Source organism: Vibrio sp. SCP2, from assembly GCF_059295395.1.
In genome coordinates, this window is sequence record NZ_JCAFVV010000001.1 from 570,952 (window position 1) to 597,817 (window position 26,866).

Sequence of the window (26,866 nt, forward strand, 5' to 3'; positions counted from 1 at the left end):
GCCTGTTTTTCATCGACAATAGATAAAATTATCGACAATAAGGCCATTTTTATCGAGTGTAACAACGAAAATCAGCGGAACTAAGGCCAATGCTCGCCACTTTAATGAGTAGATTATCTAAACTAGGCGATTTTGCATCCAGCTCGCGTTAATGGCTTGTAGGCGGTTATTCAACGAAATATTTGACCGAGAGATAACATCGACTTTTAAAATACCTGTTAACCTTAATGGTTATATTCATTGGGTTTTATTGGGCTATTAGAATGCGCGGAAAGTTAATCGGATTGTGTTTTGCTATTGTATTGTCTCCCTCAGTCATGGCATCTCCGCCACAAAGCTACAAAGAGTCCGCAGATATCATTCGAAACACCTACGAGAGTCAGTTATATACCCTGCCAGCTTTTAAAGAAGGGCACTACGGACTCCGTATGTTCCGCCAAACGTTGGATCCAAAATACTCAGCAGCGGTGTGGACTGATATGGCCCGTGTTGCCAGTCGACTCAATAAGTTTACCGCGGAAATCAACACACCAGAGCAGATACTCCTCTACTCCGAAAAGCGTGTTTCTGGCTACATTGGCGAAACCGATGAGCGCAGTGTTAGACGTTATACCGTCACCAAACATATGCCTGAATATCTCTATCTTGGTGTTGACCTGTTAGGCTCGATGGCTCGCGCTAATGAGTACGGCTTGAAGCACAAGTATGATGACAAGCTTCGTTCCGTCATTCGTCGATATGATTTCGCTAAATACGCAACAGACCAAGAGATGATTAAGGCTTGGGCTGCGCAACTGGCCAATCAAGTTTACTGGCTAAGACAGCTAGGAGAGCAAGATGTTGTGGAGCCTTTCACAGAAGCTTTCAAGAAAGCCTACCCAGACCACGAAGACAAAAAGCTATCCAAGCAGCAGTACGGCAACAAGCTTTATGGTATGACTCATATCATTTTCGGCGATTCGGAATACTACCAACACCAAGTCAGTGAAAAGCAGCATCAGTGGATATACGACTATTTCCGCGACAACATTGATACCATTCTGATTCGAGCTAAAGAAGATGTCATCGCAGAGGTAGGGATTACCTTCTTGCTAGCTGGTCTTGAAGATGACCCAGTGGTCGAGAAAACCCGTAAAGCGATTCAAAGCTCAATTGACCTAAACAAAGGGATGATTCCTTCTGTCACTGGTGATTTCGATGTCACTTACGGCGAGCACCGCAATGTGCTTGCGATTATGTTGCTCGATTGGCAGCAGGTGAATGAGGCTCCGACAGTGAAAGGTCAGCCAAAGATGTTCTCTAGTCCGCCTTATGGCCTTATCCCACAATAAACAGATAGCCCCGCAGCGATGCGGGGCTACTAGTTTATGCGATGGACGCCGGTCTCTTTGCCAGATATCTGGGAGCAAAGGCGACAAACATGTTGGCAAGCACAATCAGAGTCAGTCCCATTACTTGCAAATAGCTGTAGCTTTCTGCGTAAAATAGCCACTGCCATATCGCAGTAAACAGTAAGTTAGTAAAGATCAGCGGCGCCAATTGCGACCCCGATTCAGCCAACTTGTACGCTTTAGAACGAAATACCTGCGTATTAATGATTAGGAATGAGACGCCTAACATCACAGCAATAAGCACTTCCATATTAATCCCTACGGTATTGACCATCTGTTCGCTAGTAATGTAGCTAAAGCCAACGTAAGGGGATAACACTATCGCCGCAAACAGAAACGTCCAGTAATTGATTTCAAATGCGTTGAGTTCTGACTTACTAATGCGATACAAGCTAAGCTGAGAACCCGCGTTGAACAGGCCGGACGCTAACCCAACCAACAATTCGAGTCGTAGATTAATCCCTGACACATCCCCCGCGAGTAGAAGTACTCCCGTAAACGTCAGTACCAGCCCCCAAATTGAAATCCACTTTAGTTGGGTGTGAAATATTAATCTTTCTAACACAGGTAAGAACAAAGGACCTGTGCCAAATAAAACCACACTTTCAACTAAACTTAAGTGATTCAGCGAATAGATAAAACAGACTTGGCATGCGGCGATGCATAAGGCACGAATCCAAATCGCCTGACACAATGTGCCTGTGGGTCGCGTATAGAGCCTTCGTGACATTGCGACAATAATAAGTGCAGGCACTATAAACCTTAGAAAACTAAATAGGCTTGGTTCAAGATATTGACCTAATAATTTTGAAAATAGTCCGGTTAGTGACAGACTAAAGGTTGAGGCCAACATAAATAAAACTGGGTACAACTGGTTCGACATAACTCCCTCCCTTAATCTAAAGTGTAGGGGCAACAAGCCGAAATAAATAACGAGTAATATTGACACCATTAGTAAGAAAAACTTACACATGAAACGTATCGTTCCCGCTCCAATAAAATCTCTTTATGCCTTCGTCGCCGTCGCAGAAACAGGCAGCATGACAGAGGCCGCATCAGCGCTATATGTCAGCCACTCTGCTATCAGCCAAGCGATCAAGTCTTTAGAAAAACACGTTGGGCAATCTCTGTTTAACCGTGTTGGGCGTCATGTGACTCTCAATGCCACTGGACGCCAATACTACAAAAATATTGCCCCAGCTCTTGAGCAGATCACTCGTGCTACCCACCAGCTAATCGAAGACAAGCAATCTCATCGCTTAACGTTGAATATGGTCAACTCGCTGGCGATGCATTGGTGGATTCCGAGAGTTAACCAACTCAACCAGTACGCTCCAAATCTTGATGTGAGGATCTCTACCCTCATTGGGACATTTGTCATGGAAGATGAAGGGGTAGACGTCGCTGTGATACACGGTAATGTTGAAGACTGGCAGGATTACTACTGTGAAAAGCTCGCAGATGATGAACTGATCATGGTCGCGAGCCCAGAGTTAGCCGCTGACTATGATTGTCCCATAGCACTACTTAAAAAATATCCAGCAATCATTGCCGCTAACGACAGACGAAAACATGACTGGCAAGTGTGGTGCGAAGCGAACAATACTTCAATTCCCAATCCAGCAAACAACCTAAAGTTTGGCGCCTCTATCCAAGCAGTTCAGGCTGCCACCCGTCACCTTGGAGTATTTGTTACACACCGGATTTTTGTTCGTGATGACGTACAACAAGGCTACCTAGTCGAAGTTGGTGAACCTGTATTGAATCCACACCAAGAGTTTTACTTCGCTTGTTTACCCGGAAAGTTGAAAAACGAGAACGTACTGCAACTTAGAAGCTGGATAAGACGCGAGTTCAGTGAAGATACACGATTGGAACAATAGATTTTTTTGTTATAAATAAAGCTATCAATATGCTTTACTAAATCGACCAATCAATATGTAGCTAGCGTCAATAAACTACCGGATGGTCATTTTTGGAATTCAAGACAGTGAGTTATATATGCGTCAAAATTCATTACGTTAACTTTTCATCCACGAGGTATGCACAAAAGCACATATAAGCTATTGAAGTCGTTAAATTCTTTATAATTATTGGCCCGTTCAGACTTTTATTTATCTTCTAAACTTTGCTTGAGGGGTTACATTTTTCGAAAGGTGGACTATGCCACAAATGGCAGGGCAACAAATAGAAGAGATGGCAGATATTCGCGCAACGAGAAAGCGTAAGATTGTCTTGCTATGCTCGTCCGTGTCCCTAGCCATTATTTTCACCTTCTGCTTGGTTCGATTTATTGAGCAAAACTACTTTTTCGCCTCAATTAACTTTTTTACCTCTATCGTTCTAACGCTCAACATTCTCTATCTGGTCAAACACTCAACCCCAAAATTCAGCGACCTAATACTTAGCGGCGTTCTTCTATTTCACGGTGTGATCTTGCTTGTTTATGGGCAAAGTGTGCCAGATCGCTTGCTCTGGCTGTATCCGATTACCGCAATCATCATCTTTGCCAACGAGTTTAAAATTGGTGTAACACTCAGTACTGGCTTTTTCCTTGTCGTTTTGTCGTCAGTACTTTTTTCTGATTCTATATCCTACATGGTTAGAGGTTCGCATAGCATATTTCTTTTTAGTCTGTTTTCCCTCTACCTGCTATGCAACATCTCCGCATACCAATACTCAAAAGTCATGAACTATGTGCAATCTTTGTATAAAGAAGGAATTGAAGATCTCGCTTACTTAGATCAGCTTACTGGTCTCGCTAATCGTTGGAGTTTCGAAAATTGGGCACAAGGGAAACTCGAAGAAAAGATAGAGCGCAAAAATGTCACGGCTATGGTGTTTCTTGATATCGACAACTTCAAGTTCATTAACGATACCTACGGACATGAAGTGGGCGACCGAGTCTTACAACATTTTGCAAGGCGGTTGAAAAACAACGTCAGAAATAAAGATCGCAGTACAGATAAACACGATTATTCAGTCGCTCGCTTCGCAGGAGATGAATTTGTATTGCTGCTTTACGATGTGAAATCGAAGCAAGATCTTGAAGGCATTCTGAAACGCATTTGTGGGCTTTTTACTGATGGGTATCAGTCTTCTCAACGTATTAATGAACTCACGGTAAGTGTCGGCGTTGCTCTTTACCCTGATGACGCCAGTACACTTGCAGAGCTTACCCGCTGCGCTGATAAAGCCATGTATGCCGCTAAGCACAGTGGAAAAAACCAATATCGTTTTTATCGAGTAGAAAGCCAACTAGAGCAAGGACAAAAACAAAACAAAGAAGAGACGCTAGCAAGCGTCACTTCATTAAAGCGAGGTTAGCGGCTCATATACATTAGCCATAACGACACAGCCATTGCGACTAGCATCCATGCAGCGTAGCGAACCGTGTTACGTTTTTCACGCTTAGGCGTCACTATTGGTTTGAATGCAGTTTCTTTCGCAGCCCTCGCAACAGCAGACATAGTGCCTCTTTCCACTTCTTCTTTACGTCGCTCACGGGCTTTCTGTGCCACTTTACCAAAACGATGTAACTGATCTGCGGTTAACTCCTGCTTAGGGTCGTATCGACTATGGGAGTCAGTGTGTTTTGGAACAACAGCCATAAGCACCTCCTCTCTTTTGACCGCCTTTTATCTAAGTATAGCCAAGACTTACAATAACAATTCTGATAATAACTGTTGAAATCTTCGGCATTTCCGAAATGCCAATCAAGGAATCACTCCCCAAAAAGGCTTACGTTATGCATAGCAAACCTTATGCCAACTACTAAATACATCACTAAGTACATGATTAGCTGGAAGAACTCGTTTTTCGCCCATTGCGAGTCCTTTCTCTTTATCAAATCGATACTCAAAATAGGAAAACTTGACGCTATTGGATTAACTAAACCAAGATTTCATCTTATCGACAAAAGACGTGTTCTTGCTCCATATCCAATAAATCCCCTCTTCAAGCTCGCTCGCGGTCATTTTCTTGGGCAAGTAAACGGCATGGCTCCCATCATATTTAGACCAGTCTTTAGTTAAAATTCTTCCCTCTTGGTCCAGTTTTTTAAACGTTTCGGAACCAGGGAAAGGAATCATGTAGTGCGGGATTACCTTGTCGACTTTTATCTCTTTTACAAACTGTTGAGTTTGCTCAAAAATTGACGTGTCATGCTCATCAAACCCAAACAGAAAGTCTCCCCACACTTCAATGTCATGCTGCCTAATCTTCTTGATGTACTCCTTCATTTTGTCTGGTTTCACGAATCCCTTTTTCTGTGCTTTCAGAGCTTCTTCCGATGGTGTTTCAACCCCAAGCAAGACCGCTTTGAAGCCGGCTCTTTTGGCCGCTGACAGTAGCTCCTCATCACGTGCTATCAAAACCGTTGTCTCACCATAAAAATTCATTTCCAGTGGCGCAATGGCTTCGAATAGCTGAATGGCAAACTCACGGTTATGGGTAAGATTATCTGAATGAAGTTCGACCCATTCGACACCAAGCGACTTTAGGTGCTTTAACTCATCAACTATATGACTAATCGGCCTTGTCTCGAACTTATTGAAGAACCTAGGGACTAGGCAAAAATTACACTTAAACGGACATCCACGCGTCACCACGACTGACCATGTGTAGTGGTAAGTCGAAGGCGAAATGATGTCGGTTGGGTATGGGTTAAGCAGACTAAGGTCAACGGGCTCTTCACTTTCATACTTAAGTTTCAACTTGCCAAATTCAGCATGATTGAGTAGTTCCAGCCAGTAGTTTTCAACCTCTCCAATGATAACTGCATCTGCATGCTCGGCGGCTTCGTCCTGATTGAACTTGGTATGTAGCCCACCTAGTACCACCAGCTTACCTTTCGCTCGATATGTTTTCGCTAGATCATACGCTCTATACGCATCTGGCGTTGACATAAATATCACGATCAACTGCGCGTCAGTCGCCAAGTCAGCCTTCATACCGATGGTTTCATCCACCATGTCTAAGCCATACCACTTGGGCGTCGCTGCCGCTGCTGCAAATATGTTTTGCGGCGGGCCGCCAGTCTCCGCTTTATATTTGGAATAGTCACTACCTGCAGACGCTTTGATTAGATAAACCTTCATGTCACACCTCTTGATGGTTAAAGTGCATAGAAAAACTGGAAGATGCGTTCGTCCATATAGAAATAGAGCGCGCCCATAAAAAACCAACTCAAAATGATGATGGTAAAAAGTATCGGGTTATCGCTCAGTTTGACTCGCTCGACAAAGTAAGCCTCTTTGTTTCGCAAATTCTCAACACCCCAAAAGCAACAAAAGACACCCCAAATAACAAACAGGTTGAACTTCAAGGCAATGATGGCAAGCAAAAGCGCTACCATTGTTTTCCATTTTGTTGGAACCGCTAGCTTAATATCGAATCGCACCGTGTTACCTTTGAACATCGCTCTCTCAAGCTGCAAAGGTAGCAAAGCGCTGGTTAACATTGGGTTACCAAGTGGTTTTGACGAGAAGAATTTTCAGGCATAAAAAAACCACGCCGCTGCGTGGTTTTGTCAGATGCTATTGTGGTAGTGATTACTCACTCAAGTACTCACATAAGTACGCGGTTGATTCTTTCACTTGCAGATCAAAAGATGAATCACCAGCCACGTTAAAAGACTCGCCTGCGCCATAAGTCACCCACTCTTGAGCACCGGCTAGTTTGACGGTCAATGCACCTTTCACTACGGTCATTTTTTCCGGCGCTGCTGTACCAAATGTGTACTCACCAGCAGCCATAACGCCAACACTAGAGTCGCCATCTTGCTGATTAAAACCGAGTGACTGAACATTACCTTCAAAGTAACTGTTTACCTTGATCATTTATCTCTCCTTGAGCTTAACTACTTTCCATCAAAACATTTGTTTTATCGAATTTTTTTAAATCAGGCAACCATATTTGCTTACTCAATGATAAAACCGCTCTCTAAACGCCTCGGCAACTATGATTTCAGCGATGACTATAGTTCGTTAATTAGCTTGAAGTCGGCTAAAATAATATGAAGGACACATTCGTTACCTCAACAATTTTGGGCTGGAGTTCAAACTTCTCTCAGGTGTTATTGCGCTGAGTTATAATCTCCGACAATCTATGTGTCCGCAGTAAATTCACCCCTATGACGAAGACAGCAGGTTGAAATGACTAAAAGTTCCGCTATCAGAACCGCCTTCGTGTTCATCTTCGTCACTCTGGCTATCGCGTTCAGTGCACTGCTTTATTTTAGCTATAAAGACTATACCCACCCTAAACATGTTTACGGCAGGTGGATAGAAATCGGTGCGCCGCCTTATCAGACTGAGGTGCTTACGTTGAATTCGCGCGGCGTCTATCGTAACGACCGATTAATAGCGACCCAATTTGATTTCGATGGCAAGCGCATTACCGTTCAGACGGGAGGTGGCGATTCCATCTATCAACTGGCGGGAACCTTCAAATCTCCTCAACTTAGGCGTTTAGAACCCAACAGCCCTACCCAGCGTTTTATCAAAGAGGGCTATGAAAATACTATCGATATGTCAGGAGGAGGCTCCGCTAAAAATCGTCGCGCAGCGCTCTCGGATCATTTCGGCAATAAGTGAGAATCAACGCTCGTCTCTTTGTCACACACTCCATTTAACGTTAGTCGGTTGATAACCTCTAGTTTGACTGTGATATAACACATATACTTGTGCCATACCGACCAAATTAGAATCGAAAAATGAACGAGTTACTCACGCAATTACCGCAACCACTCGCCAACATGCTGCAAACTTGGGATACCAATGTTTTGCTTATCACGTTGGCAAGTTTTCTAGTGTGGATCGTATGGCGCATCGTCTACAGCCGACTAGAGGTATTGGTTGGAAAAACCAGTTTTCATTGGGATGATCTAACACTAGAAGCATTAAAGACCCCAGTAAGTGCATTGATATGGTGCTGGCCAGCAACTATCTCAGCAGGTTTTCTTCTCCAAGATTACATGGGTTCCAAGCTTAACTGGCTGAGTACTCTTAAGCTCATTTTAGTGATTGGTATTTTCGTTTGGATCACCATGCGTCTTATCAACAACATTGAAGAGTACGTACTAAAACAGAACAACAGAGACGAAACAACTGTACAGGCGGTTGCCAAAGTTGCGCGGTTGTTCTTTATCGTCATTGGCGCGCTAACTGTCATGCAGGCATTTGGTTTAAGCCTGTCTGGCCTACTTACGTTTGGTGGTGTCGGTGGTCTAATTGTTGGTCTCGCCGCCAAAGATCTGCTGTCTAACTTCTTTGGTGGAATGATGATCTACTTTGACCGACCATTTAAAGTTGGTGATTGGATTCGTTCTCCAGACAGACAGATAGAAGGAACCGTAGAGCGCATCGGTTGGCGCATGACGATCATTCGAACCTTCGACAAGAGACCCATCTACGTTCCAAACTCTGTCTTCAGCAACATTGTCGTAGAAAACCCGTCTCGTATGCTCAACCGACGTATTAACGAGAACATTGGTATTCGATACAAAGATGGAGCTAAAGTCGAAATCATCGTATCAGATATTAAAAGCATGCTAGAAAACCACCCAGATATCGATACTCAGCAAACCCTGATTGTTAACTTCAATGGTTTTGCTCCTTCCTCTCTGACCCTAATGGTTTATACCTTTACAAAAACCGTTAACTGGATTCGCTACCACGAAGTGAAGCAAGATGTACTGCTCAAAATCTACCAGATCATCCAGCAGCATGATGCCGATATCGCCTTCCCGACCCAAACGATACAACTTGCTCCTCAGCGAGCTGGCGAAGAAGAGGTAATCACACGCTAAACATTCGATAAGTAGCCCAGACTTGGGCTACTGCATTGCAACCTCACGCTCTACAGTGTCTTCCATATTGGAGGCAACGTAATAAAGCCAAATCATCCCTAGACAGGCAACAAAACAGAGCGCGAATAACCAAGTGGCACCAAACCATTCAATCATTACCCCACCAAGCAGCGGCCCTATCGCGAAACCTAGCGTGTACAGCGCGGTGGCGCCAAAATAAGAACCGCGTAAATGGTCAGGTGCAAGGCGATCAATCTGTACATTGATGGTTGGGAAAGTGATCACTTCACCGACACTAATAATAAAGCAAGCGATAGCCCAACCAAGTGCAGAATCGTTTGGTGACACGATAAAGCCAACCTGCCCCATCGCTATCAGTACCATACCAATTCTAGTACGACTAAACAGCGGCAGCTTCTCCATTAGCTTAAGCAATGGGAACTGGAAAATAACTATCGTTGCAGTATTAACGACCATCAGCATAGCAATGAGTTTAGCGGCATCTTCAATACCACTACGTACAATCACTTGAGGCACTGATGATTCCAATTGAGCGTAGACAAACATCAGCAGCAAGTTAGCAAATAGGAGCAAAACAAATATTTTGTCTTGGCTTATCACTTTTAGGGTTTGCCTAAAGTTTGGTAGTACAGAAGACTCCTTGCCCTTATCCGCTTTGTGGCTCTTTCTCTCAATACCATACATAATCCAAAAGGCATACACAAGGTGGGTAATCCCTGTCACCAAAAATAGGCTTTGCGGATCAGCCAGTGCCAATGTAACGCCGATTAATGGCCCAACAGCACCACCTATGTTTAACAGGAAATAACGTGTGTTAAGCGCCAATTCTCGGTCTTTCAAATCAGCCAAGGAGTCACCGAGTACCGCTTTTGCTGGACCATCAATCATTGGATGCATCAAACCGGTCAGTAATACTAATAGATGGAAATGCCACATTTCTGTCGCTAGAGCGATACCACAGTAGGCAAAGAATGCAATAAAGCAACCTGCTACCATCAACCATTTTCGACCAAACTTATCGGATAAGTACCCCGAGTAGAGACCTGTCGAAGATCCGATAAATGCAGACGCTGCTAGCATACCGCCGACTTCAATTGCCGAGGCGCCGTAGTCTTGATACAGGAATACGACTAAGAATGGCCAAGCCATAAAGAAGCTGGTTCGCGCGATAAGAACACCTATAAGGACAGTCCAGACGGGAAGGTTAAATCGCTTCACCCTTTCCCATTGAAACAAGCTTTGTTCTCTTTCCATACCACTCTCCTCAAACCAACTTGTTGCATAATTGTTATTATGCCAGTATACAAATAATCAATAAAAACAAAAGTCTTTATAGAGCGAGTAGAGAGAAAGCCTGTAAATTGTAGGAAAAACCGCAAAAGGCATTAAAAAATAAATAGTTAAAGATTCTAGTTTCGATAGCTAAGAGTCATTTATTCCAGTTGAACTTCTTGCTCAAACCACCAATATCTTGTGTTAATCTCGTTTTTGACATTAAGCATCTATCTCACTAAGATTAATTACAATTATGAAGTAAACGATGGTGTGTACTTTTAGCATCACCAATTATAAAGTAAGTGCCATCGTTTACTTGAAGTCTGTTGGATACTTTTCATGGTAAAAAGAAGCGATATAAAACAAGAAGATATCATTAGATCTGCCATCGACGTTTTTTCTCAAAAGGGCTTTGAGCAAGCAAGTATGGAGGGTATCTCCAAGCATGCTGGTGTATCTAAGCGCACGCTTTACAAATACTACCCAAACAAAGAGGCTTTATTTGAGGTTATTGTCGATACACTTATGTGCCGCTTTGATGACCAATGTGAGGTGGAATTTGAACCTTCTATATCAATTGAAGAGCAGTTAACCGAATTGACGTTGAAGCAGATGTGTTACATCAATAATGAGGACTACCAAATTACTGCACGATTGGTGATGGCTGAGTGTATTCGCTGCCATGAAACCTCGAAGGTATTAGTGTCTAAATACCAGTCTCTCGGAGATTCATACGGTTTGCAAAAGTGGGCACAACAAGGGATAGAAGCAGGTGCTTTAAACATTTCTGATGTTTCCATCGCTATAGAACAATATCTAGGCAGCATTAAAGCAGTGATTTTCTGGCCACAATTAGTGGCTCATTTGCCTCCTCCAAGCTGTGAAGAAGTTCAGCAAGCCATCAGACACGCTGTAACAAGCTTCGTCGCAACCTACAAAGTGAAGTAGCTTTGTAAGATGTAGCAACTATAAATTAAAACAACGCCCCTAATCAGGGGCGTTGTTGTATTCATAGTTAACTAAACTGTTTTAATTGTTGTCATGAACCATAACGTGTTGCAGTAGTGAAGAAACCATATCTTCATGAGACATACCACTAAAGCCACTATCTAGCTGATGTACAAGGTTCTCAACCAAGATGCCTTGATCTTGAGTCCCCTCTCCCGCAGGGTGAACATGTAATTCGACATTGTCTCCATCCACTTTTACTTCTAGGTGTTCAAGTAGAGTATCCATATCGAGAGAGCCTGATTTCAGCTCGGGAAGTACTTCACGTAAATCGATTTTATCACCTTCACTGACACTGAAGTCTTTGATCGTATCAAGTGAACCATCGTCGATTTCACGCCAGACGAAAACATCCATTCCAGTGCCACCCACAAGAATATCGGAGCCAAGACCACCTTCTAAGGTATCGTTACCTTCGCCACCCATTAGTGTGTCGTCTCCTGCACCACCGATGAGGGTATCATTGCCTGCTCCACCAACCAGTAGGTCGTCGCCACTGCCACCTGTTAGCGTACTATTAGAACCACTACCATCAAGGTGTACAGCTTCTGTTTGCGATGACTTATCAATCTCCAATGCAGTGACGTTATCTACTACATTAAGGTCGATCGCGATATGGTTGTTCGACTCTGCTCTATCTAGAGGTTGGCCATTGCCATCAAGCTCTTCCGACACCGCGGTAATATGCAAAGTATGGTCGCCTACCGTAGCCCCTTTGACCGTCAACGTGTCAATCGCATCCTGCGACACATGCCAGACCCCGTTTTCAAAAGAAACTGTGCCGTTGGTGCTTTCCAACGTCGCACCTGGAGGCACATCTTTAACTTCTAAAGTGAGCGCTTCTGTAGTGTCAGTTAGTGCTGCCATAATACCCAGTACCGCAATACCGCTGGTGCTGGCACTTTGCGTCGCGGTAATGTTCTTGTTGAAAGCATATTTGCTGTCAAATGCCAGTGTTGGCGCATTCGCCACTGGGTTAACCGTAATGTCATAGTGCTTAGGTTCCGCTTCTAATCGGAGACCAGACGGGTTCCAACTATCTTTTGCGGTCACATCAAGCGCAATGGTGTTTGAAGGCGCTAAACTTGCGTCAATAAACACCCCTGTCGTACTTGTCGGCGTATCAAGTAGCGCATTAAGCTCCGCAAGCGTTCCTGATAGCGTTAGTGTACTGCTTCCTTCTCCAGTAGCCGTCACACCTGAGCCTGCAGGCAATACGATCGACAGTTTTCCGTAATCCACATTGAGTGTCACGGTCATCAAGTCATTAGCAGACGCCCCAACATAATCGACATCCGAAACATTAATTCCACTAAGCTGTTGGCTCGCTGCTTCGTCTATCGATGAAGTGATGTCGTCAATGTCCAGTACTGGTTTGTCGTTAACAGGAGTCACATCAAAGTTAATTTCTGCGCTTCCTGTCTGGTGATCCGGCTGACCATTAGTCGTGCCATCATCTTTAACAACATAGCTAATTTTCACTGGACCATTGTAGTCTTTAGCCGCTTCAAATACCCAGTTCCCCCCCTGCTGCGTCAAAGTGCCTTGACCCTCGACTAGAGTAAGGCTTTCAACGCTAATGGTGTCACCTTCTTTGTCGAAGGTTCCATCAATAAGATCTTGCACGTTGATGGTGATGCTGCCCTCTTCCGGCAGATCAGCTAAGTTGAAATCTCTCGGTTCTGGCGCATCGTTGACCTCTGTTACCTTGATCAAGAAGGTGGTTTGATTGGTCGATGATGTGCTGCTATCGCCTGGGTTGATCGCACCGTTGTTGCCACCATCATCCACTGTCGCTGTCACCGTCACAGGGCCACCCGAGTTGATATCGTTACTGTCAGCATCTGGTTTAAAGATGACTTTACCCGCAGCTATCGCAGCATTGATATCCGCCAATTCACCTGTCGCGACAAGACTGCCATCAGGAGCAAGAGTAAAGTTAACATTCGCATCATTAACAAACTCAAGCGTACCTTTGTCGACTTGCAAAGTGAGCGTATAAGTCGCATCGGGATCATCGTAAGTGGCATCAACATCAGCAATAGACAACTGATTGATTGCTAAACCACCCGCAACATCTTCCGACGTTTCTAGGTTTACAACGTTCACGAAAGTAGGTTGATCATTGATTGGGTCAACAACTAAATCGACATCAAACTCAGATTTCAGTCCTAATGCGCCATTGTCGTTTGACTGCACAGCAATATGTATCGGCCCATCGATACCTAAAGCATTGCCTGTGTCGCTGTTGTGCTCGCCTGAGTTAAACACGATCTTATCGAGCTGCTGCGCCGGGATATCTAGCGTCCACACCTTAGTTACTGGATCGTAACTCGCGAGAGTCGTCCCATCTGGGTAGAAGATCTTCGCATCTTGAGGAACATTGGTCACTTCCACACGAATCGTTTCTGGCGCGTTCTCGGTATATGTACCAGTTCCTGTCGCGGACATCGCTTTATCTATCACGGAAGCGTTAATGGCAATATCGATATTCTGACCTTCAGAGCCCGTTGCCGAATCTGTAGGATCAGTATCGACAATATCACCAACAGGGTTAACCGTAAGCTTGAAGTTAGGCAGGTTTTTCGCTGGGGTAGGCACACCAAGTAACGATTCCTGAGTAAAGACCGCCACGCCAAACTCAGCGCTACCACTAAAGTGCTTAGGTGGTTGCACTGATATCGCACTTAAGTCGAGAGTATCTGTTGTACCTGCAGGGACTTTAACGCTCCACTCGCCATTGCCGTTGTTTTTCACTGTGTAGCCGCTAGATGGATCAGCAATAAGCAAGAAGCCATCTGGCACATCGGTAAACTTGATCGACACAAACGATTCTGAACCATCAGTATCGGTCAGTTCGATGGAGACTGCACCAGAGTTACCAAGCGAAATGGCTTCGTCTTCATTGCCCGTAATCTCGATGGTTTGGCTAGGATCAGTTCCCGGTCCTGTCACCTTCACTTCGTCCACTACAGGCGTCACCTCAAAGCTAACACTAGTAGTGAAACTATCTGAATGGCTAGAGGATGTACCCAGCTCGTTAAATGTCGCGGTGTCGGTGACTGTGCCTGTTACGTTGATCGTGACTTTGTTGTCATCGTTGCCCGTTGGGTAGTTCGCTTTCGGCCTAAATAAGATATTGTCTAGCGCGCCTGCGTCGATCTGAGCCTGAGTAAAGGTTACCGATGTTCCCAAACTCGTCCCTGCTTGGTCATAAAACTCGCCGATCGTTGTGTCCGCCAAAGTTAGCGTCACAGAAGAGAGCACTTCGTTACCACCTTCAACGCCTGTCACCTTATCTGCGATGTCATAACCAAGATCGAGTTGAATGTAACTATCTTCGTAGCCAACTTTATCCGGCCCACCTTGACCATCTTGATCAATCGGGTTCATTGAGTCGTCCAGTGAGCCTTTCACCTCTAACGTGATCTCTGGCTCTGGGTTTGCCCCATCTTTAACATCCGCGATAGGATCAACTTTGATGATGACCGACTCTGATCTCGAAATCTCATCACCAGATACCTTGTCTGTGGTAATCACGGTAAGAGGTAACCTAAAGTCACCGGAATAATCTTTAGGTGGGGTAATGGTTAGCCCATCTAGCCCTTCAATGTCTCCGCTCGCGGTGAGCGTTGCCTTAAAGACATATTTTCCATTAGTAAAGTCAACGTTAGACCCACCAACACCTATCGTGAAGTTTTGGCCGCCTACTGTCACTGTACTATCGATGACAATCGTAATGATGTCTTCATGACCATCATGCGAGGTGACTGAAATTACCGGTTTAAGCTGATTACCCAAATCTATTACGGTATCTTCGCTACCAGTAATCACACTGTTATCGACAATATCAACAGTGCCTGCTTTATACTCATTACCGCTCACGTGTTCAGGGAATGAAAGCGTAACGTCTGTATCACGCGTTTCCGCAACACTTCGCTTGCTGCCGTCATCACCAATATCGACAACCTGAGTAATAATTTTCAGCTTGATATCATTGAAGACGTTAGGGTCACCAGCATCGTCAGGTGTGAAATCTAATCCGTTCGGAGCCTTGATCTTAAAGTTATTATCTTTATCAGTCACTACCCAACGGCCATTGCCCTCATATAAGGCGCCTTCAACAGTCAACTGATCAAACACAGCAGATTGAGTTGGATCAAACTGAATGACAATCTTGGTAACCTGCTCGTTAGGCTCATCAACAGGCCCCGAATCATCGGTTTCAAGGTAGCGAATAACAAACTCGCCAGACTGAGCGGCTTTGGCAGTATTCGTAGTAAACAGAATCGTACCGTCAATGTTTGCAACTATTTGGTTCGTGGCCGAGCCAACTTCGCTGCCACCTTCATTTTCTACTATCAGCCTATTATTGGTATCTTTCGGCTCAACAACTGGATTCACCTTAACGGTGATGGTGCCATTGAGTGTTGCTTGTGCACGACCGACTTCATCGGTAGGTTGACCAATCGCATGCTCGTGATTGACCTCTTCTATCTCAATCGTCGTTTGCAGATCAAAGTTAGTACTTGAGTCCTTCGGAGGAGTTATCTGGATGAAGCCATTTTGCAGGGCTGCTTGAGTAAATGCCTCTGGAGGTTGACCCGCACTTGGAACAACCTCAATGCTACCATTGGTTACCGTAACGACTTGGCCATCAACATAAACCGTTGAGCCATCAGGAATACCGCTAATTTTAATCGACGTCACGTGTTCATCAGTATCGGTATAGTCTTGGCCTACCTTAGGATGCCACTTAATGTCGATTGGGCTATCTTCATCACCCACAGAGGTATTCTTGTAGTTATCTGATGTATCGATAACCGGTTGAACTTTAACGCGAATCTCACGCTCAAAGCTCTTAGAGTGACCATCATTTTCCGTGACGATTATGGTCTCTTTGATATGGATATTTTCTGTAGAAGACGAAACCGGTCTAATCACAATACCTGAATTAGATCCTGCTCCTAGGTTGGTGATATTCGCTTCATAGATTGGTTGGCCATTTGAGTCATAACCCGTGAAGTTTAAATTCACCGCATTGCCACTGGCGTCTTCTATCACCACACCATCTGGTATGTTGGACAAAAGAACAGTAATCGACTCAGAATTATCCGCCGGACGCTGGGCAAACTCTCCAGATTCCACCGAGAACTTAATCTCTGCTGAGCCATTCTCATCAATCGTTGTTTCTACACCAGAGGTGCTACCATCAGTAAACGCTTTCCAGTCAGCTGAGTTGCCCGTGTTGTTCTCAGGCGTATCTGCGACACCTTTAACCGCAACATTAACGGTTTTGGTGCCCATAATCGCTTCATCAACATGAACGACATTACCCGATAGGTTAGCGGTATCCTTAACTACACCCGTTACATCAAACTTGAAATCTACATTGCTGTGCAGATAAGGAATCACTTCCACATTGCCGATCTGGTCATAAGGAATTTCTTGGTATGTCACGCCATTGACCGTCACAGTCGTAATTTGACTTGTACCTGAGCCAACCCAAACCAAACTTGCGCCTTCTGTAATTCCTGAAATGCGCACATGCAGAGTCTCAGAACCGTCAGTATCAACCGAAGGGTTCATCGTGATGACTTCATTGAGCGTGAAAGGTTCGTGGTTTGGTCCAGTTCCGGTGTAATCTGGATCAGCGATATTATCTTCGTTAATCTGGATACGGTTGACACTAAAGCTGCCCATATCGGCATCTGGAGTGACGTCTATAATGATTTCTTTAGGCTCAGAGCGCGCACTTCCCTTATCAAGGGTGCCATCATTATACGGGTTAGATCGTTCAGTCGTTACCGCAGTCGCTTCAAATCGAATTTGACCCGAGTAATTATCTGCTGGATTAACCTGAATACGGTTGATGTCTTGGGCCGAAATGGTATAGACACCGTTAACAGGCGTTATCGGATCACCATTACGATCAAGCAACTCAAAGTGTCCTTCGCCGTCCGTGACTTTCAGCTCGTAAGTGATTGTCTCTGGTCGACTGGTATCTTGAGTTTCAGCGCGAAGTTGGATGCGTACATTGTCACCATCTTCTTCCACTTGATATTGATAAGTGCTACGAGTGTCGTTCCATGTTGCAATATCTGCAACACTTTCTACTTCAATCCTAAAGTTTGAATCGACGGTATGATCAGCTGAGCCATTATTGTCAATTTGCAATTGATAGTTAATGCGAACGCCGCCATTACCGGTGGAGTAATTGCGATCTGGAACAAAATAGAGGTTATCGATTGTCGCTATTGTGTTGTTACCACTTTGCGTAAAGCTTTGCTGTAGCACGGTTCCATCAAAAATAATGTCGCCATTAGCGTCTGCCTTAAGCTCGTGGAGCACACCATTTTCTTCATAGTAGAAAGTGCCACGATGATTACCCGCTTTAATCGTCAACTGACCAATGTCTTCGACGTTATCTCTATCGAATAGATTAACTGACAAAGAGACCTTAGCAGGCTCATTTGGTAGACCTGCTTGGTTATCTTGAGCGTTTTCCCAAGCAGGTTCATCGCCAGGCGCATAATTGATACTGCTGTCGCGACCCGCATCTTCGAAAGTCGTCACTTTAAGTGCGATAGGGCGAGCTTCACGGTCAGTAATCGTGATATCTAGAGGAGCTACAGAAGTATCATTGTCTCCATCTGTCGCAGTGACATTGACCTTGAACTTAATCTCGTCACCATTATGCTCAAGATAGTTGGTAGCTCGGAACTCAATTTCACCGTTTGAGTTAATTCTCAAAATACCTAACTGTCGAGTATCAGTACCGCCATTGCCGTCATCTGTTTGTTCATAAACACGCACATTTTGACGACCACTGTTCAAGTCGACCGAATCTAAATAGGTGCCTCTTGGACCACCAAAGACAATTTCAGCGCCATTCGCATCGGTTGTACCTTCAATCTTGGTAAGGGCAGCATTGTCCGCACCCTTATCTGTTTCATCGGCAAACATATCAACTTTGGAGCCACCAAAGTTCTGGCCTTCGATACGAGTGATTGACTGCCCCGTTAGCTGCGGAATGTCATCGGTCACTTGTATCGGCAGCGTAATCACACCACTTTCATCGCCATCAAAGTCTGTTGCTTTGACTTTGAAATTGATATCGAGGCTATTCTGACCATCACCATCTGGATGATCCAAAGGCTTAAGAAGATTAAAGGTATAGCTCTTGTTCGATGTATCAAACTTGATCGTGAACACAGGCACGCCTGAGGTGGTTTGTGCCGTGTAGGTAAACACTGTTCCGCTATTTGAAACAGCTGCCCACTCTAAACTTTCACCACCAGACTCAAGTCCATTTAGCGTATTGTCTGCATCCACAAGCTCGTACTCAACGACACCATCAGCCCCTTCGTTTACAACGAAGTTGCCAGAGATTTGAGTAATCTGAGATTGATCCGAACCAATTCCGGACAGATCGTCTTCATCGACGACTTTCTCTCCCGTCGTGCCTGTTAATATTGGCTTGTCATCTTTTACTTCAATAGCAAGAGGTACCGATGGAGAAACATCTCCGTCTCGGTCAATAGCCACAACATCAAACGGAACCGTTAGGGAATCAGAACCTGGTGCATGATCAAGAGCCTTAATTTGGGTGTAGGTGTAACTGCCATCACTGTTTAGCTCTAAGGTGAAAACCAGTTCACCATTCGCCTTACCTTGATATATCGCGGGATCAGAAGTCCCTGTCTGTTTAGTAATATCAACGTCAAAACTACCTGACTTAAGGCCATTCTCCGTCGTATTGATATTGACGAGTTCATACTTAACAACGGTGTCTGCACCTTCAGTTGTGATAAAGCTACCTGTTGCAATTGCACTGCCCGGCGAAGAGCCAGAGCTAGTATCATCTTCATTAACCGAGAAGGTACTGCCAATCTTGAAGCCATCAATAGTCGCGGTATCATCACCAACGTTGACTAGTAGATTATGATTACCAGACTTATCGCCATCTCCATCCACCGCATAAATGGGAAGTCGTAGTTCAAGGTTATCTTTCCCTTGCGCGCTATGATCCAGTCCTTGAAGTAATTCAACGGTATACGATGAGCTAAACTTGCTGTCCGTCATACTCACTGAACCAATCGTTACTTTGAGTACATCGACACGTGCACCGCTATCCAGAGTGATATAGCCAAGATAAACACCTGGCATACCATCAACTGCTTCGAGAACAATCGCTTTACCTTGTGAGGTAATTGGATCGGTTTGCTGCGCAGCGTTAAACGCTTGTAGGTCTATCTGTACATCAGTGACATTATCACTGCCTAACTGCCCCGTAACCTGCCCCGTAAACTCAGTGTTGTTTTTATCGGGACTAGAGCCATCATTAAGGCCAGATTCATAGACGCTAGCGTCAGTAATATCGGAAATTTGAGGGTTTTGACCATCCTTAATGACCAAATCAACCGTACTATTCAGCTTGTCGCCATCTTGGTCGGTCACAGTGACCACTATGGTATGTGTGCTCTGCTCACTCATTGAGTGATCGAGTCGACTTTCAGCGATAAAAGAGACCTTACCATCAGGCGTGATCACAACTTTACCAACCGTGACTGAATTAGTATCTGTCACTGAATATTCTGTTTGACCGTCCTGTAACGTATAGACTTTACCGTCAAACGTGAATGAGGTCACTTTGCCTTGATCAGCGCCAGCTTGGCTAATAACTTCAACAACGTTACTTTGGTTAAAGCTGCCAATTGTCGACTCTACTACTGAAATGGCACCATCATTCACCACTTGGATATCATCACCAACCTTGATCACTAGGTTGGCGCTTGAAGACTTATCGTTATCGGAGTCGGTCGCAAAGATAGGCAAAGAAATCGTCGAGAAATCGCCAGCAGCAGCCCCACCTTGCTTCGGTTGATCAATTTCTTGGATCAGCTCTACTTTGTAATTGGAACTAAACTCTGTCCCAGACATGCTCACAGAACCAATCGTCACTTGAAGCACATCAACTCGCGCGCCGTTAAGCATTATGTAACCGAGGTAAACGCCCGGCTGCCCATTGACGGCCTCAAGTTGAATCACTTGCCCATGCGACGTAATCGGTGAAGTCTGTTGTGAAGTTTTAAACGCATCTAGATCGATCTGGAAACCTGTTACCTTGTCGCTACCCAACTGGCCGACTAAGGTTCCCGAAAACTCAGCATTGCTCTGCCCTGCTACACCAGAACCATCAATTAGTCCCGCTTCATAAACGGTAGCTTCAGTGATACTGGTGATCTCTGGGTTCTGACCATCTGTGATAGTAAGTTCAACAGTGTTCGTGAGTTGATCGCCATCTTTATCCGTTGTGGTCACAACAATGGTATGTTTGCGCTCCTCACTTGAAGAATGGTTTAGATTACTGTCAGGGATAAACGAAACTTGACCATCAAGCGTGACCACCAGTTTACCGTCTGTGACCTGATACTCTGTTTCGCCGTCGATTAATGACACCTTGTCGCCATCAAAGGTCACGTTGCTGACTGTCGCTTGGTCTGCACCTGCTTTGGTGATCACCTCAACGATATTGCTCTGGTTGGAGCTGCCTATCGTTGACTCTACGACTGAAATGCTGCCATCAGTGACAACTTGAATGTCATCACCCACGTTAATATCGAGATTCGAACGGAGAGACTCATCTTTATCAGCATCAGTAGCATAAATAGGTAACGAAATCGTCGTAAAGTCACCTTTAACCGCCCCACCTTGCTGAGGCTGATCAATCTCTTGCAGCAATTCAACTTTGTAGTTGGAACTGAACTCTGTTCCTGACATGGTTACCGCGCCAATGGTGACTTTAAGTACATCAACACGTGTCCCGTTATCGAGAGTGATATATCCTAGGTATACGCCTGGCTGACCAGAAGCCGCCTCAAGCACAATGGCCTTACCTTGAGAGGTAATAGGATCGGCCTGCTGCGTGGTACTAAACGCTTGCAGATCAATCTGCACATCAGTAACGTTGTCGCTACCCAATTGGCCGGTCAAGACACCGTCAAACACGGTATTGGTTTGCCCTACTTGAGTGCCGCCATCAGTTAAGCCCGCTTCATAAACGGTCGCTTCGGTGATATTGCTAATTACCGGATTCTGGCCATCTTTAATCACCAGATTAACGGTACTTTCTAACTTGTCGCCATCTTGGTCGGTCACAGTCACAACTATGGTGTGCTTGATCTCTTCGATCGTTGAGTGATCTAGTCGGCTATCAGAAATAAAAGAGACGTTACCATCTGGCGTGATGACGACTTTACCGACAGTCACTGAATTGCTATCGGTAACCGTATACTCTGTTTGACCATCTTGCAGCGTGTAAGATTTTCCATCAAAGGTGAACGACGTTACTTCGCCTTGGTCAGCGCCCGCTTGTTTGATGATTTCAATCACATCGCTTTGATTGGCGCTACCAATGGTCGACTCAACCACCTCAATATTGCCATTAGTTACCACTTGGATATCATCGCCTACATTGATGACGAGATCCGAGCGCGCTGATTCATCGTTGTCCGAGTCGGTGGCAAAAATGGAGAGAGTAATGGTCGAAAAATCGTTTGCGAGTGCACCACCTTGTTTCGGTTGATCGATCTCTTGCAGAAGTTCGACTTTATAGCTCGCGTTAAAGGTGCCGCTTCCCTCGCTAACCGTACCCAGAGTCACTTTAAGCACATTGACTCGTGTACCATCATCGAGCTTGATATAACCAAGATAGACACCTGGCTCTCCATCGACCGCTTCAAGGGCAATCGCTTTGCCCTGCGAGGTGATTGGTGAGCTTTGCTGCGCAGTTTCAAAAGCATTAAGGTCAACTTGTAAGCCAGTCACCTTATCACTGCCTAAATTACCGCTGAGCGTGCCAGTAAACTCAGTTTGAGTTGGGCCCACTTGCGAACCATCACCGAGCCCCGCTTCATAAACGGTTGCTTCGGTAATTGAGGTAATTTCAGGGTTCTTACCATCAGTAATGGTTAACTCAACGTTACTGGTTAGTTCATCACCGTCGTTGTCAGTTACCGTGATAACAATGTCGTGCTTAATCTGATCCTTGGTCGAGTGCTCGATGTTGCTACGCGGTACAAACCACACTTCACCATCTGCTGTCACATGTAAGATGCCGTGGTCGACAGGGTACTCTGTCTGACCTTGCTGGTACTGCACATCCACACCATCGAAAGTCACAAACGTCACTTCACCTTGATCGGCACCGGCTTGCTCAATTACATCAACGACATTGCTGGTTTCTGTTTCCCCCAGCGTTGGCTCAACCACATTCAAGTTGCCATCAATCACCACTTGAATATCATCGCCGACATTCACCACCAGATTTGAGCGTTCGGATTGATCATTGTCCGCATCGATAGCAAACACTGGCAGTAAGATTGAAACCTGATCTTGGTCGCCTGATTGACCATTGTTCGGTTGATCAAGCTCTTGTAGCAATTGAATCTGATACTTAGCGCTAAATTCAGTGGCACTTGTCGTCACATCACCAATGGTTACGCTGAGCACGTCGATTCGACTACCATCTAAGGTGATGTAGCCGATGTATCTACCCGGCTCACCTGCCACCGCTTCAAGAACAACGGTTTGCCCTTGTGAAGTAATCGGCGTTGATTGCTGCACGGTGTTAAATGCATCGACATCAATTTGTAATTCGTTGACGATATCACTCCCAAGCGCACCGACTAAAGTTCCTTCCGCGAAGGTATTGGTTGGCCCTTCACCAGAGGCACCATCTAGGCCCGCTTCGTAGAGTGTCGCAGTATAAATCGAGCTAAAATCTGGCAGTGCACCATCATTAATCGCAACTTGCGCCTCAATCGGAGCTTGGATTGAGTTTCCACCCGTATCCGTACCCGTTATTTCAAAGGAAACGGTAATTTGATCACCAGTGAAGGCGACTTGGCCGCCGCCAACAGAAGGTGTGTGATCAATTGGCTGTAAGATTGTTGTGGTTAGCTCTAAACCGACATCTCTACCAACGCTGGTTGCATCAATATCTATAGTGAGGACAGGATTGCCATCACCATCTACACCCGTAATTGTGTTAGTCGTAGCGTTATAGGTAAACGCAACTGACTCACCATTAGACGTAATATCGGAGTTTAGTTCACTTAACAGTGAGGCCAAAGAAAGTGGTTCTGGCACAAAAGAGGTAGGATCGAGAGACAGATCAGCGGCAAATATGGTCACTGAGCTCGTCACTGACTGTGGGTAAGTACCGCCAGAGAGAGAACCTTCAGTTAAAGCCTCACTAATGCTTTGCCCACCATCGGCGAAGATAATAGGTCTGACTTCATCATCGACCTGCTCGGTAGAGTCTGTAGAAAAACCGGACGTTTCAAAGAAAGTACTCGCCAGAACTTCAGTACCGTTGTACTCGATAGTTACAAAACCACCGTTTGCTGAGCCTGCGGCACCTGCACCTGCCGCCGTTGCTTCAAGCAATTCTGTAGGGTCAGCGCCTGCCAAGATAGCATCTTGAATGGCCGCTAATTCGTCTTCGCTGATCGCACCTTCGCCCAATTGCGCCAAGTCGAAGTTCACTTCTCCGGCAACCGGGGCAACTCCCCACCCGCCCAGGTCATCTTCTGTCGCGAGGGTATTCGCATCAAGATTAATAGCAGCCTCAGAGGACTCCATTAAAATTGTCGAGTGGTTGGCTGTAATAACGATTTCGCCACTAGGAATGGTATCGCCTACAACGACTTTCTTAGCACTTCCATCTGGTTTTACAGCAACAACATCACCAGAAACTTCTTTTACTATCGAGGCTTGGCGTAATACTTCTACGTCCATAAGGTCTCCTAATCACACTCCTGCAGGCTGAGCAAGAAGCTAGAAACGTTTTGTTATAGTTTTTGTCAGAATATACGCACAAAATATCAAATATAGCTCGCATTTCCAGTATTTTATATTCGATATAAATATCAATAAGCAAGGTATAAGTATAGGTTACATAAGGGATTTCGCAGGTTAAAGGTGATTAGAATTTAGTTTCGACTGAAAAACTTTGTCATTTGTATCAGTTATGAGAATAAAAGACGCCGCCAGTGCTTAATTGCTTAAAATTCACTCACTATTTCTACAACAACAGTTTTCACTGCGGTTTGAGGGTTATTTTCCAAGTTTGAACCAAGATCAACTTCTATCGACGCTATCAATAATCCTTACTCCTCCCCTAGCAATAAGGAATGTGATGAACATCTTTGTTTAAGGCGTAGACGCTGGGAATGATGTCGTGCGTTCGAAGCTCAGTTAGGGTAGTTGGGTAAAAAAATAATAACCTCAAGGATGTAACGTGAATAGTCTGTTTAAACCCAACCCAATCATGCTCTTAGCTTTATTAAGCGTACCTGTAGTAGCGAGTCCAACTTTAACTTTATCCACAACAACCACCAGTCGCGATGTCCCACTATCAGCCTCTGACCCCGCGCTCATGACACTGAGTAAAGAAACGTATCAACTTACCGTATCTGGGATTGATGGCAACTGCCCTGTGGTTGAAAGTCAGAAAGTCAGATTTCGTCGACCTTTGTCACTTAACTGCGGAGAAGATACCGTCCTGCCACTAAAAGTCCGTTTCGGTGGCGACTACTCGTTTACCTTCGATAAAGAGAACAACACGCTGACCATTGCGCGAGAAGCAAAGAAGAGCAAACAGACATTCAGCCGACCTATCCCTGATGTAAAATGCGAGAAGTACTCTGGTGAAGAAGTTACCTTGAATCTAGGCGATACATTCACCGATGGCGAAGAGATTAAAGATGCGTTAAGCGGGCAAGTTGTGACTGTTGAAAATGGCTCAGTTACTATTACACCGTCGAAGCACAGCGGCGGTTTAGTTCTGCTTGAGCCAACAGCTCCCATTGATAAGCCAGAATTTACCTATAAGAACGCCAATATTTACTTTGTGATGGTCGACCGATTCAACAATGGAGATACCAGCAATGATCAGAGTTACGGTCGCCAGAAAGACGGCAAGCAGGAAGTCGGAACCTTCCACGGTGGCGACCTTAAAGGTGTGATTGAAAAGCTCGACTATATAAAGAGCCTTGGTACAGATGCGATCTGGCTCTCTCCGATCGTTGAGCAAGTACATGGATTTGTTGGCGGCGGCGAAAGTGGCAGCTTCCCATTCTATTCTTACCACGGCTACTGGACACGTGACTTCACTAAAATAGACCAAAACTTTGGTAACGAACAAGACCTGAAAACCTTGGTTGAGGAAGCACACAAACGCGGAATTAAGATCCTTCTTGATGCCGTCGTTAATCATGCCGGTTATGGCACGCTGGCAGATATGCAGTTTGATAATCTGGAAGTGGTCGATCGTTCGAAAATGCCAGAGCAGTGGGCAAAATGGACTCCTGAAGAAGGTCAAAACTGGCACAGTTTCAATAACGCCATCGACTATCAAAGCAAACAATGGCAAAACTGGTGGGGCCCAGATTGGGTTCGTGCAGATTTACCGGGCTATACACAACCCGGTAGCAGCGACACCACAATGAACTTAGCAGGCTTACCAGACTTTATTACTGAATCAACAAAACCGGTTACACCCCCTAAATGGCTTCTCGACAACCCAGATACTCGTGTTGTCACTAAACCTGACTACACAGTGTCGGATTACTTAGTTGAGTGGCAGTCGGACTGGGTAAAACGTTTTGGTATTGATGGCTTCAGGGTCGATACAGTAAAGCACGTTGAAGGGGATGTTTGGCTTAAACTAAAACAGGCCGCAAGCGAGAACCTAGAGCAGTGGCGCAGTGAAAATGGTAAGTCTGGTCAACCGTTCTGGGTGATGGGGGAAGTATGGGGGCACTCGGCTTACCGCTCACCGTATGCGGACCAAGGTTTCGATGCGCTGATCAACTTTGATATGCAGAAGAAACTCGATAAAGGCGCAGCCTGCTTTAGCCAAATGCAGGAAGTTTATCAGAACTACGCAGATTCAATACAATCTACCCCTGACTATACGCCTGTTAGCTATATGTCCTCACACGATACTGAGCTGTTCTTCAACCGCTTTAAGTCTTTTGACATGCAGCGTAATGCTGCTAATGCTCTACTCCTAAGCCCTGGCGCTATTCAGGTTTATTATGGTGATGAAATCGGTCGTGAACTTGGCCCATACGCAGACGATTTCCACCAAGGGACTCGTTCCGATATGGTCTGGAAGCTTGATGATGAAAGGAAAGACTTGCTTTCTCACTGGCAAACCGTTGGTCAGTTCCGTCATAACCACCCAGCCATTGGCGCAGGTAAACATCAGCCTATAGACAATGACAATGCTTATGTGTTTTCTAGAACCCTAGGTGACGATAAAGTTGTTGTAGCTTTTGTTGGGAAATAG

At 45.0% G+C, this 26,866-nt stretch carries 14 protein-coding genes; 7 read left to right on the top strand and 7 right to left on the bottom strand.

Features of this window, described 5'->3' with window-relative positions:
* The first annotated feature begins 263 nt into the window (after nucleotides 1–263).
* The gene (locus AC5O63_RS02840; RefSeq protein WP_494503839.1) at nucleotides 264–1,331 is read left to right on the top strand and encodes a DUF3541 domain-containing protein; all 1,068 of its coding nucleotides are present in this window, start codon (nucleotides 264–266) and stop codon (nucleotides 1,329–1,331) included.
* A gap of 34 nt (nucleotides 1,332–1,365) precedes the next feature.
* On the opposite strand, the gene AC5O63_RS02845 is transcribed toward AC5O63_RS02840, so the two are convergent.
* Nucleotides 1,366–2,274, bottom strand: coding sequence for a DMT family transporter (locus AC5O63_RS02845; RefSeq protein WP_494503840.1), 909 nt, complete (start codon nucleotides 2,272–2,274; stop codon nucleotides 1,366–1,368).
* 88 nt (nucleotides 2,275–2,362) lie between these two features.
* Between AC5O63_RS02845 and AC5O63_RS02850 the strand changes: the two genes are divergently transcribed.
* Both AC5O63_RS02850 and AC5O63_RS02855 read left to right on the top strand, forming a co-directional pair.
* Nucleotides 2,363–3,274 carry a LysR substrate-binding domain-containing protein gene (locus AC5O63_RS02850; RefSeq protein WP_494503841.1) on the top strand — a complete coding sequence of 304 codons (912 nt, stop codon included), beginning with the start codon at nucleotides 2,363–2,365 and terminating at the stop codon, nucleotides 3,272–3,274.
* A 280-nt stretch (nucleotides 3,275–3,554) separates the two neighbouring features.
* Nucleotides 3,555–4,718 (top strand): diguanylate cyclase, encoded by a 1,164-nt coding sequence (locus AC5O63_RS02855; protein WP_494503842.1) that lies wholly within the window; start codon nucleotides 3,555–3,557, stop codon nucleotides 4,716–4,718.
* Here the strand turns inward: AC5O63_RS02855 and AC5O63_RS02860 are convergent.
* From AC5O63_RS02860 to ppnP, 4 genes are all read right to left on the bottom strand, one after another.
* Nucleotides 4,715–5,002, bottom strand: a complete 288-nt coding sequence (locus AC5O63_RS02860) for a hypothetical protein (protein ID WP_004743979.1) — start codon at nucleotides 5,000–5,002, stop codon at nucleotides 4,715–4,717. The two genes, AC5O63_RS02855 and AC5O63_RS02860, sit on opposite strands and share 4 nt — an antisense overlap.
* A gap of 276 nt (nucleotides 5,003–5,278) precedes the next feature.
* Nucleotides 5,279–6,490 (bottom strand): B12-binding domain-containing radical SAM protein, encoded by a 1,212-nt coding sequence (locus tag AC5O63_RS02865; protein WP_494503843.1) that lies wholly within the window; start codon nucleotides 6,488–6,490, stop codon nucleotides 5,279–5,281.
* A gap of 17 nt (nucleotides 6,491–6,507) precedes the next feature.
* Nucleotides 6,508–6,852 (bottom strand): hypothetical protein, encoded by a 345-nt coding sequence (locus AC5O63_RS02870; RefSeq protein WP_494503844.1) that lies wholly within the window; start codon nucleotides 6,850–6,852, stop codon nucleotides 6,508–6,510.
* Between the two features lie 91 nt (nucleotides 6,853–6,943).
* Nucleotides 6,944–7,231 carry a pyrimidine/purine nucleoside phosphorylase gene (gene ppnP / locus AC5O63_RS02875; protein ID WP_171320680.1) on the bottom strand — a complete coding sequence of 96 codons (288 nt, stop codon included), beginning with the start codon at nucleotides 7,229–7,231 and terminating at the stop codon, nucleotides 6,944–6,946.
* Nucleotides 7,232–7,546: 315 nt separating this feature from the next.
* On the opposite strand from ppnP, the gene AC5O63_RS02880 reads away from it, so the two are divergent.
* Together AC5O63_RS02880 and AC5O63_RS02885 are read left to right on the top strand one after the other, a co-directional pair.
* Entirely contained in the window at nucleotides 7,547–7,987 is a 441-nt protein-coding gene (locus AC5O63_RS02880; RefSeq protein ID WP_239853361.1) for a DUF2850 domain-containing protein, read from the top strand.
* Nucleotides 7,988–8,106: 119 nt separating this feature from the next.
* Nucleotides 8,107–9,201, top strand: coding sequence for a mechanosensitive ion channel family protein (locus AC5O63_RS02885; RefSeq protein WP_494503845.1), 1,095 nt, complete (start codon nucleotides 8,107–8,109; stop codon nucleotides 9,199–9,201).
* Between the two features lie 27 nt (nucleotides 9,202–9,228).
* Here the strand turns inward: AC5O63_RS02885 and AC5O63_RS02890 are convergent, their stop codons facing one another.
* Nucleotides 9,229–10,476, bottom strand: a complete 1,248-nt coding sequence (locus AC5O63_RS02890) for an MDR family MFS transporter (protein WP_494503846.1) — start codon at nucleotides 10,474–10,476, stop codon at nucleotides 9,229–9,231.
* A 360-nt stretch (nucleotides 10,477–10,836) separates the two neighbouring features.
* On the opposite strand from AC5O63_RS02890, the gene AC5O63_RS02895 reads away from it, so the two are divergent.
* Nucleotides 10,837–11,445 carry a TetR/AcrR family transcriptional regulator gene (locus AC5O63_RS02895; protein WP_494503847.1) on the top strand — a complete coding sequence of 203 codons (609 nt, stop codon included), beginning with the start codon at nucleotides 10,837–10,839 and terminating at the stop codon, nucleotides 11,443–11,445.
* An 81-nt stretch (nucleotides 11,446–11,526) separates the two neighbouring features.
* On the opposite strand, the gene AC5O63_RS02900 is transcribed toward AC5O63_RS02895, so the two are convergent.
* Complete coding sequence (locus AC5O63_RS02900; protein ID WP_494503848.1) at nucleotides 11,527–24,309, bottom strand: retention module-containing protein; 12,783 nt, start codon at nucleotides 24,307–24,309, stop codon at nucleotides 11,527–11,529.
* Between the two features lie 532 nt (nucleotides 24,310–24,841).
* On the opposite strand from AC5O63_RS02900, the gene AC5O63_RS02905 reads away from it, so the two are divergent.
* On the top strand, nucleotides 24,842–26,866 hold the full coding sequence (locus AC5O63_RS02905) for an alpha-amylase (protein ID WP_494504560.1): 2,025 nt from the start codon (nucleotides 24,842–24,844) through the stop codon (nucleotides 26,864–26,866).

Coding starts and splice junctions, on each gene's coding strand:
- AC5O63_RS02840 (WP_494503839.1), top strand. CDS start 264: ATGCGCGGAAAGTTAATCGGATTGTGTTTTGCTATTGTATTGTCTCCC.
- AC5O63_RS02880 (WP_239853361.1), top strand. CDS start 7,547: ATGACTAAAAGTTCCGCTATCAGAACCGCCTTCGTGTTCATCTTCGTC.
- AC5O63_RS02845 (WP_494503840.1), bottom strand. CDS start 2,274: ATGTCGAACCAGTTGTACCCAGTTTTATTTATGTTGGCCTCAACCTTT.
- AC5O63_RS02850 (WP_494503841.1), top strand. CDS start 2,363: ATGAAACGTATCGTTCCCGCTCCAATAAAATCTCTTTATGCCTTCGTC.
- AC5O63_RS02860 (WP_004743979.1), bottom strand. CDS start 5,002: ATGGCTGTTGTTCCAAAACACACTGACTCCCATAGTCGATACGACCCT.
- ppnP (WP_171320680.1), bottom strand. CDS start 7,231: ATGATCAAGGTAAACAGTTACTTTGAAGGTAATGTTCAGTCACTCGGT.
- AC5O63_RS02865 (WP_494503843.1), bottom strand. CDS start 6,490: ATGAAGGTTTATCTAATCAAAGCGTCTGCAGGTAGTGACTATTCCAAA.
- AC5O63_RS02905 (WP_494504560.1), top strand. CDS start 24,842: ATGCTCTTAGCTTTATTAAGCGTACCTGTAGTAGCGAGTCCAACTTTA.
- AC5O63_RS02890 (WP_494503846.1), bottom strand. CDS start 10,476: ATGGAAAGAGAACAAAGCTTGTTTCAATGGGAAAGGGTGAAGCGATTT.
- AC5O63_RS02895 (WP_494503847.1), top strand. CDS start 10,837: ATGGTAAAAAGAAGCGATATAAAACAAGAAGATATCATTAGATCTGCC.
- AC5O63_RS02870 (WP_494503844.1), bottom strand. CDS start 6,852: ATGTTAACCAGCGCTTTGCTACCTTTGCAGCTTGAGAGAGCGATGTTC.
- AC5O63_RS02855 (WP_494503842.1), top strand. CDS start 3,555: ATGCCACAAATGGCAGGGCAACAAATAGAAGAGATGGCAGATATTCGC.
- AC5O63_RS02900 (WP_494503848.1), bottom strand. CDS start 24,309: ATGGACGTAGAAGTATTACGCCAAGCCTCGATAGTAAAAGAAGTTTCT.
- AC5O63_RS02885 (WP_494503845.1), top strand. CDS start 8,107: ATGAACGAGTTACTCACGCAATTACCGCAACCACTCGCCAACATGCTG.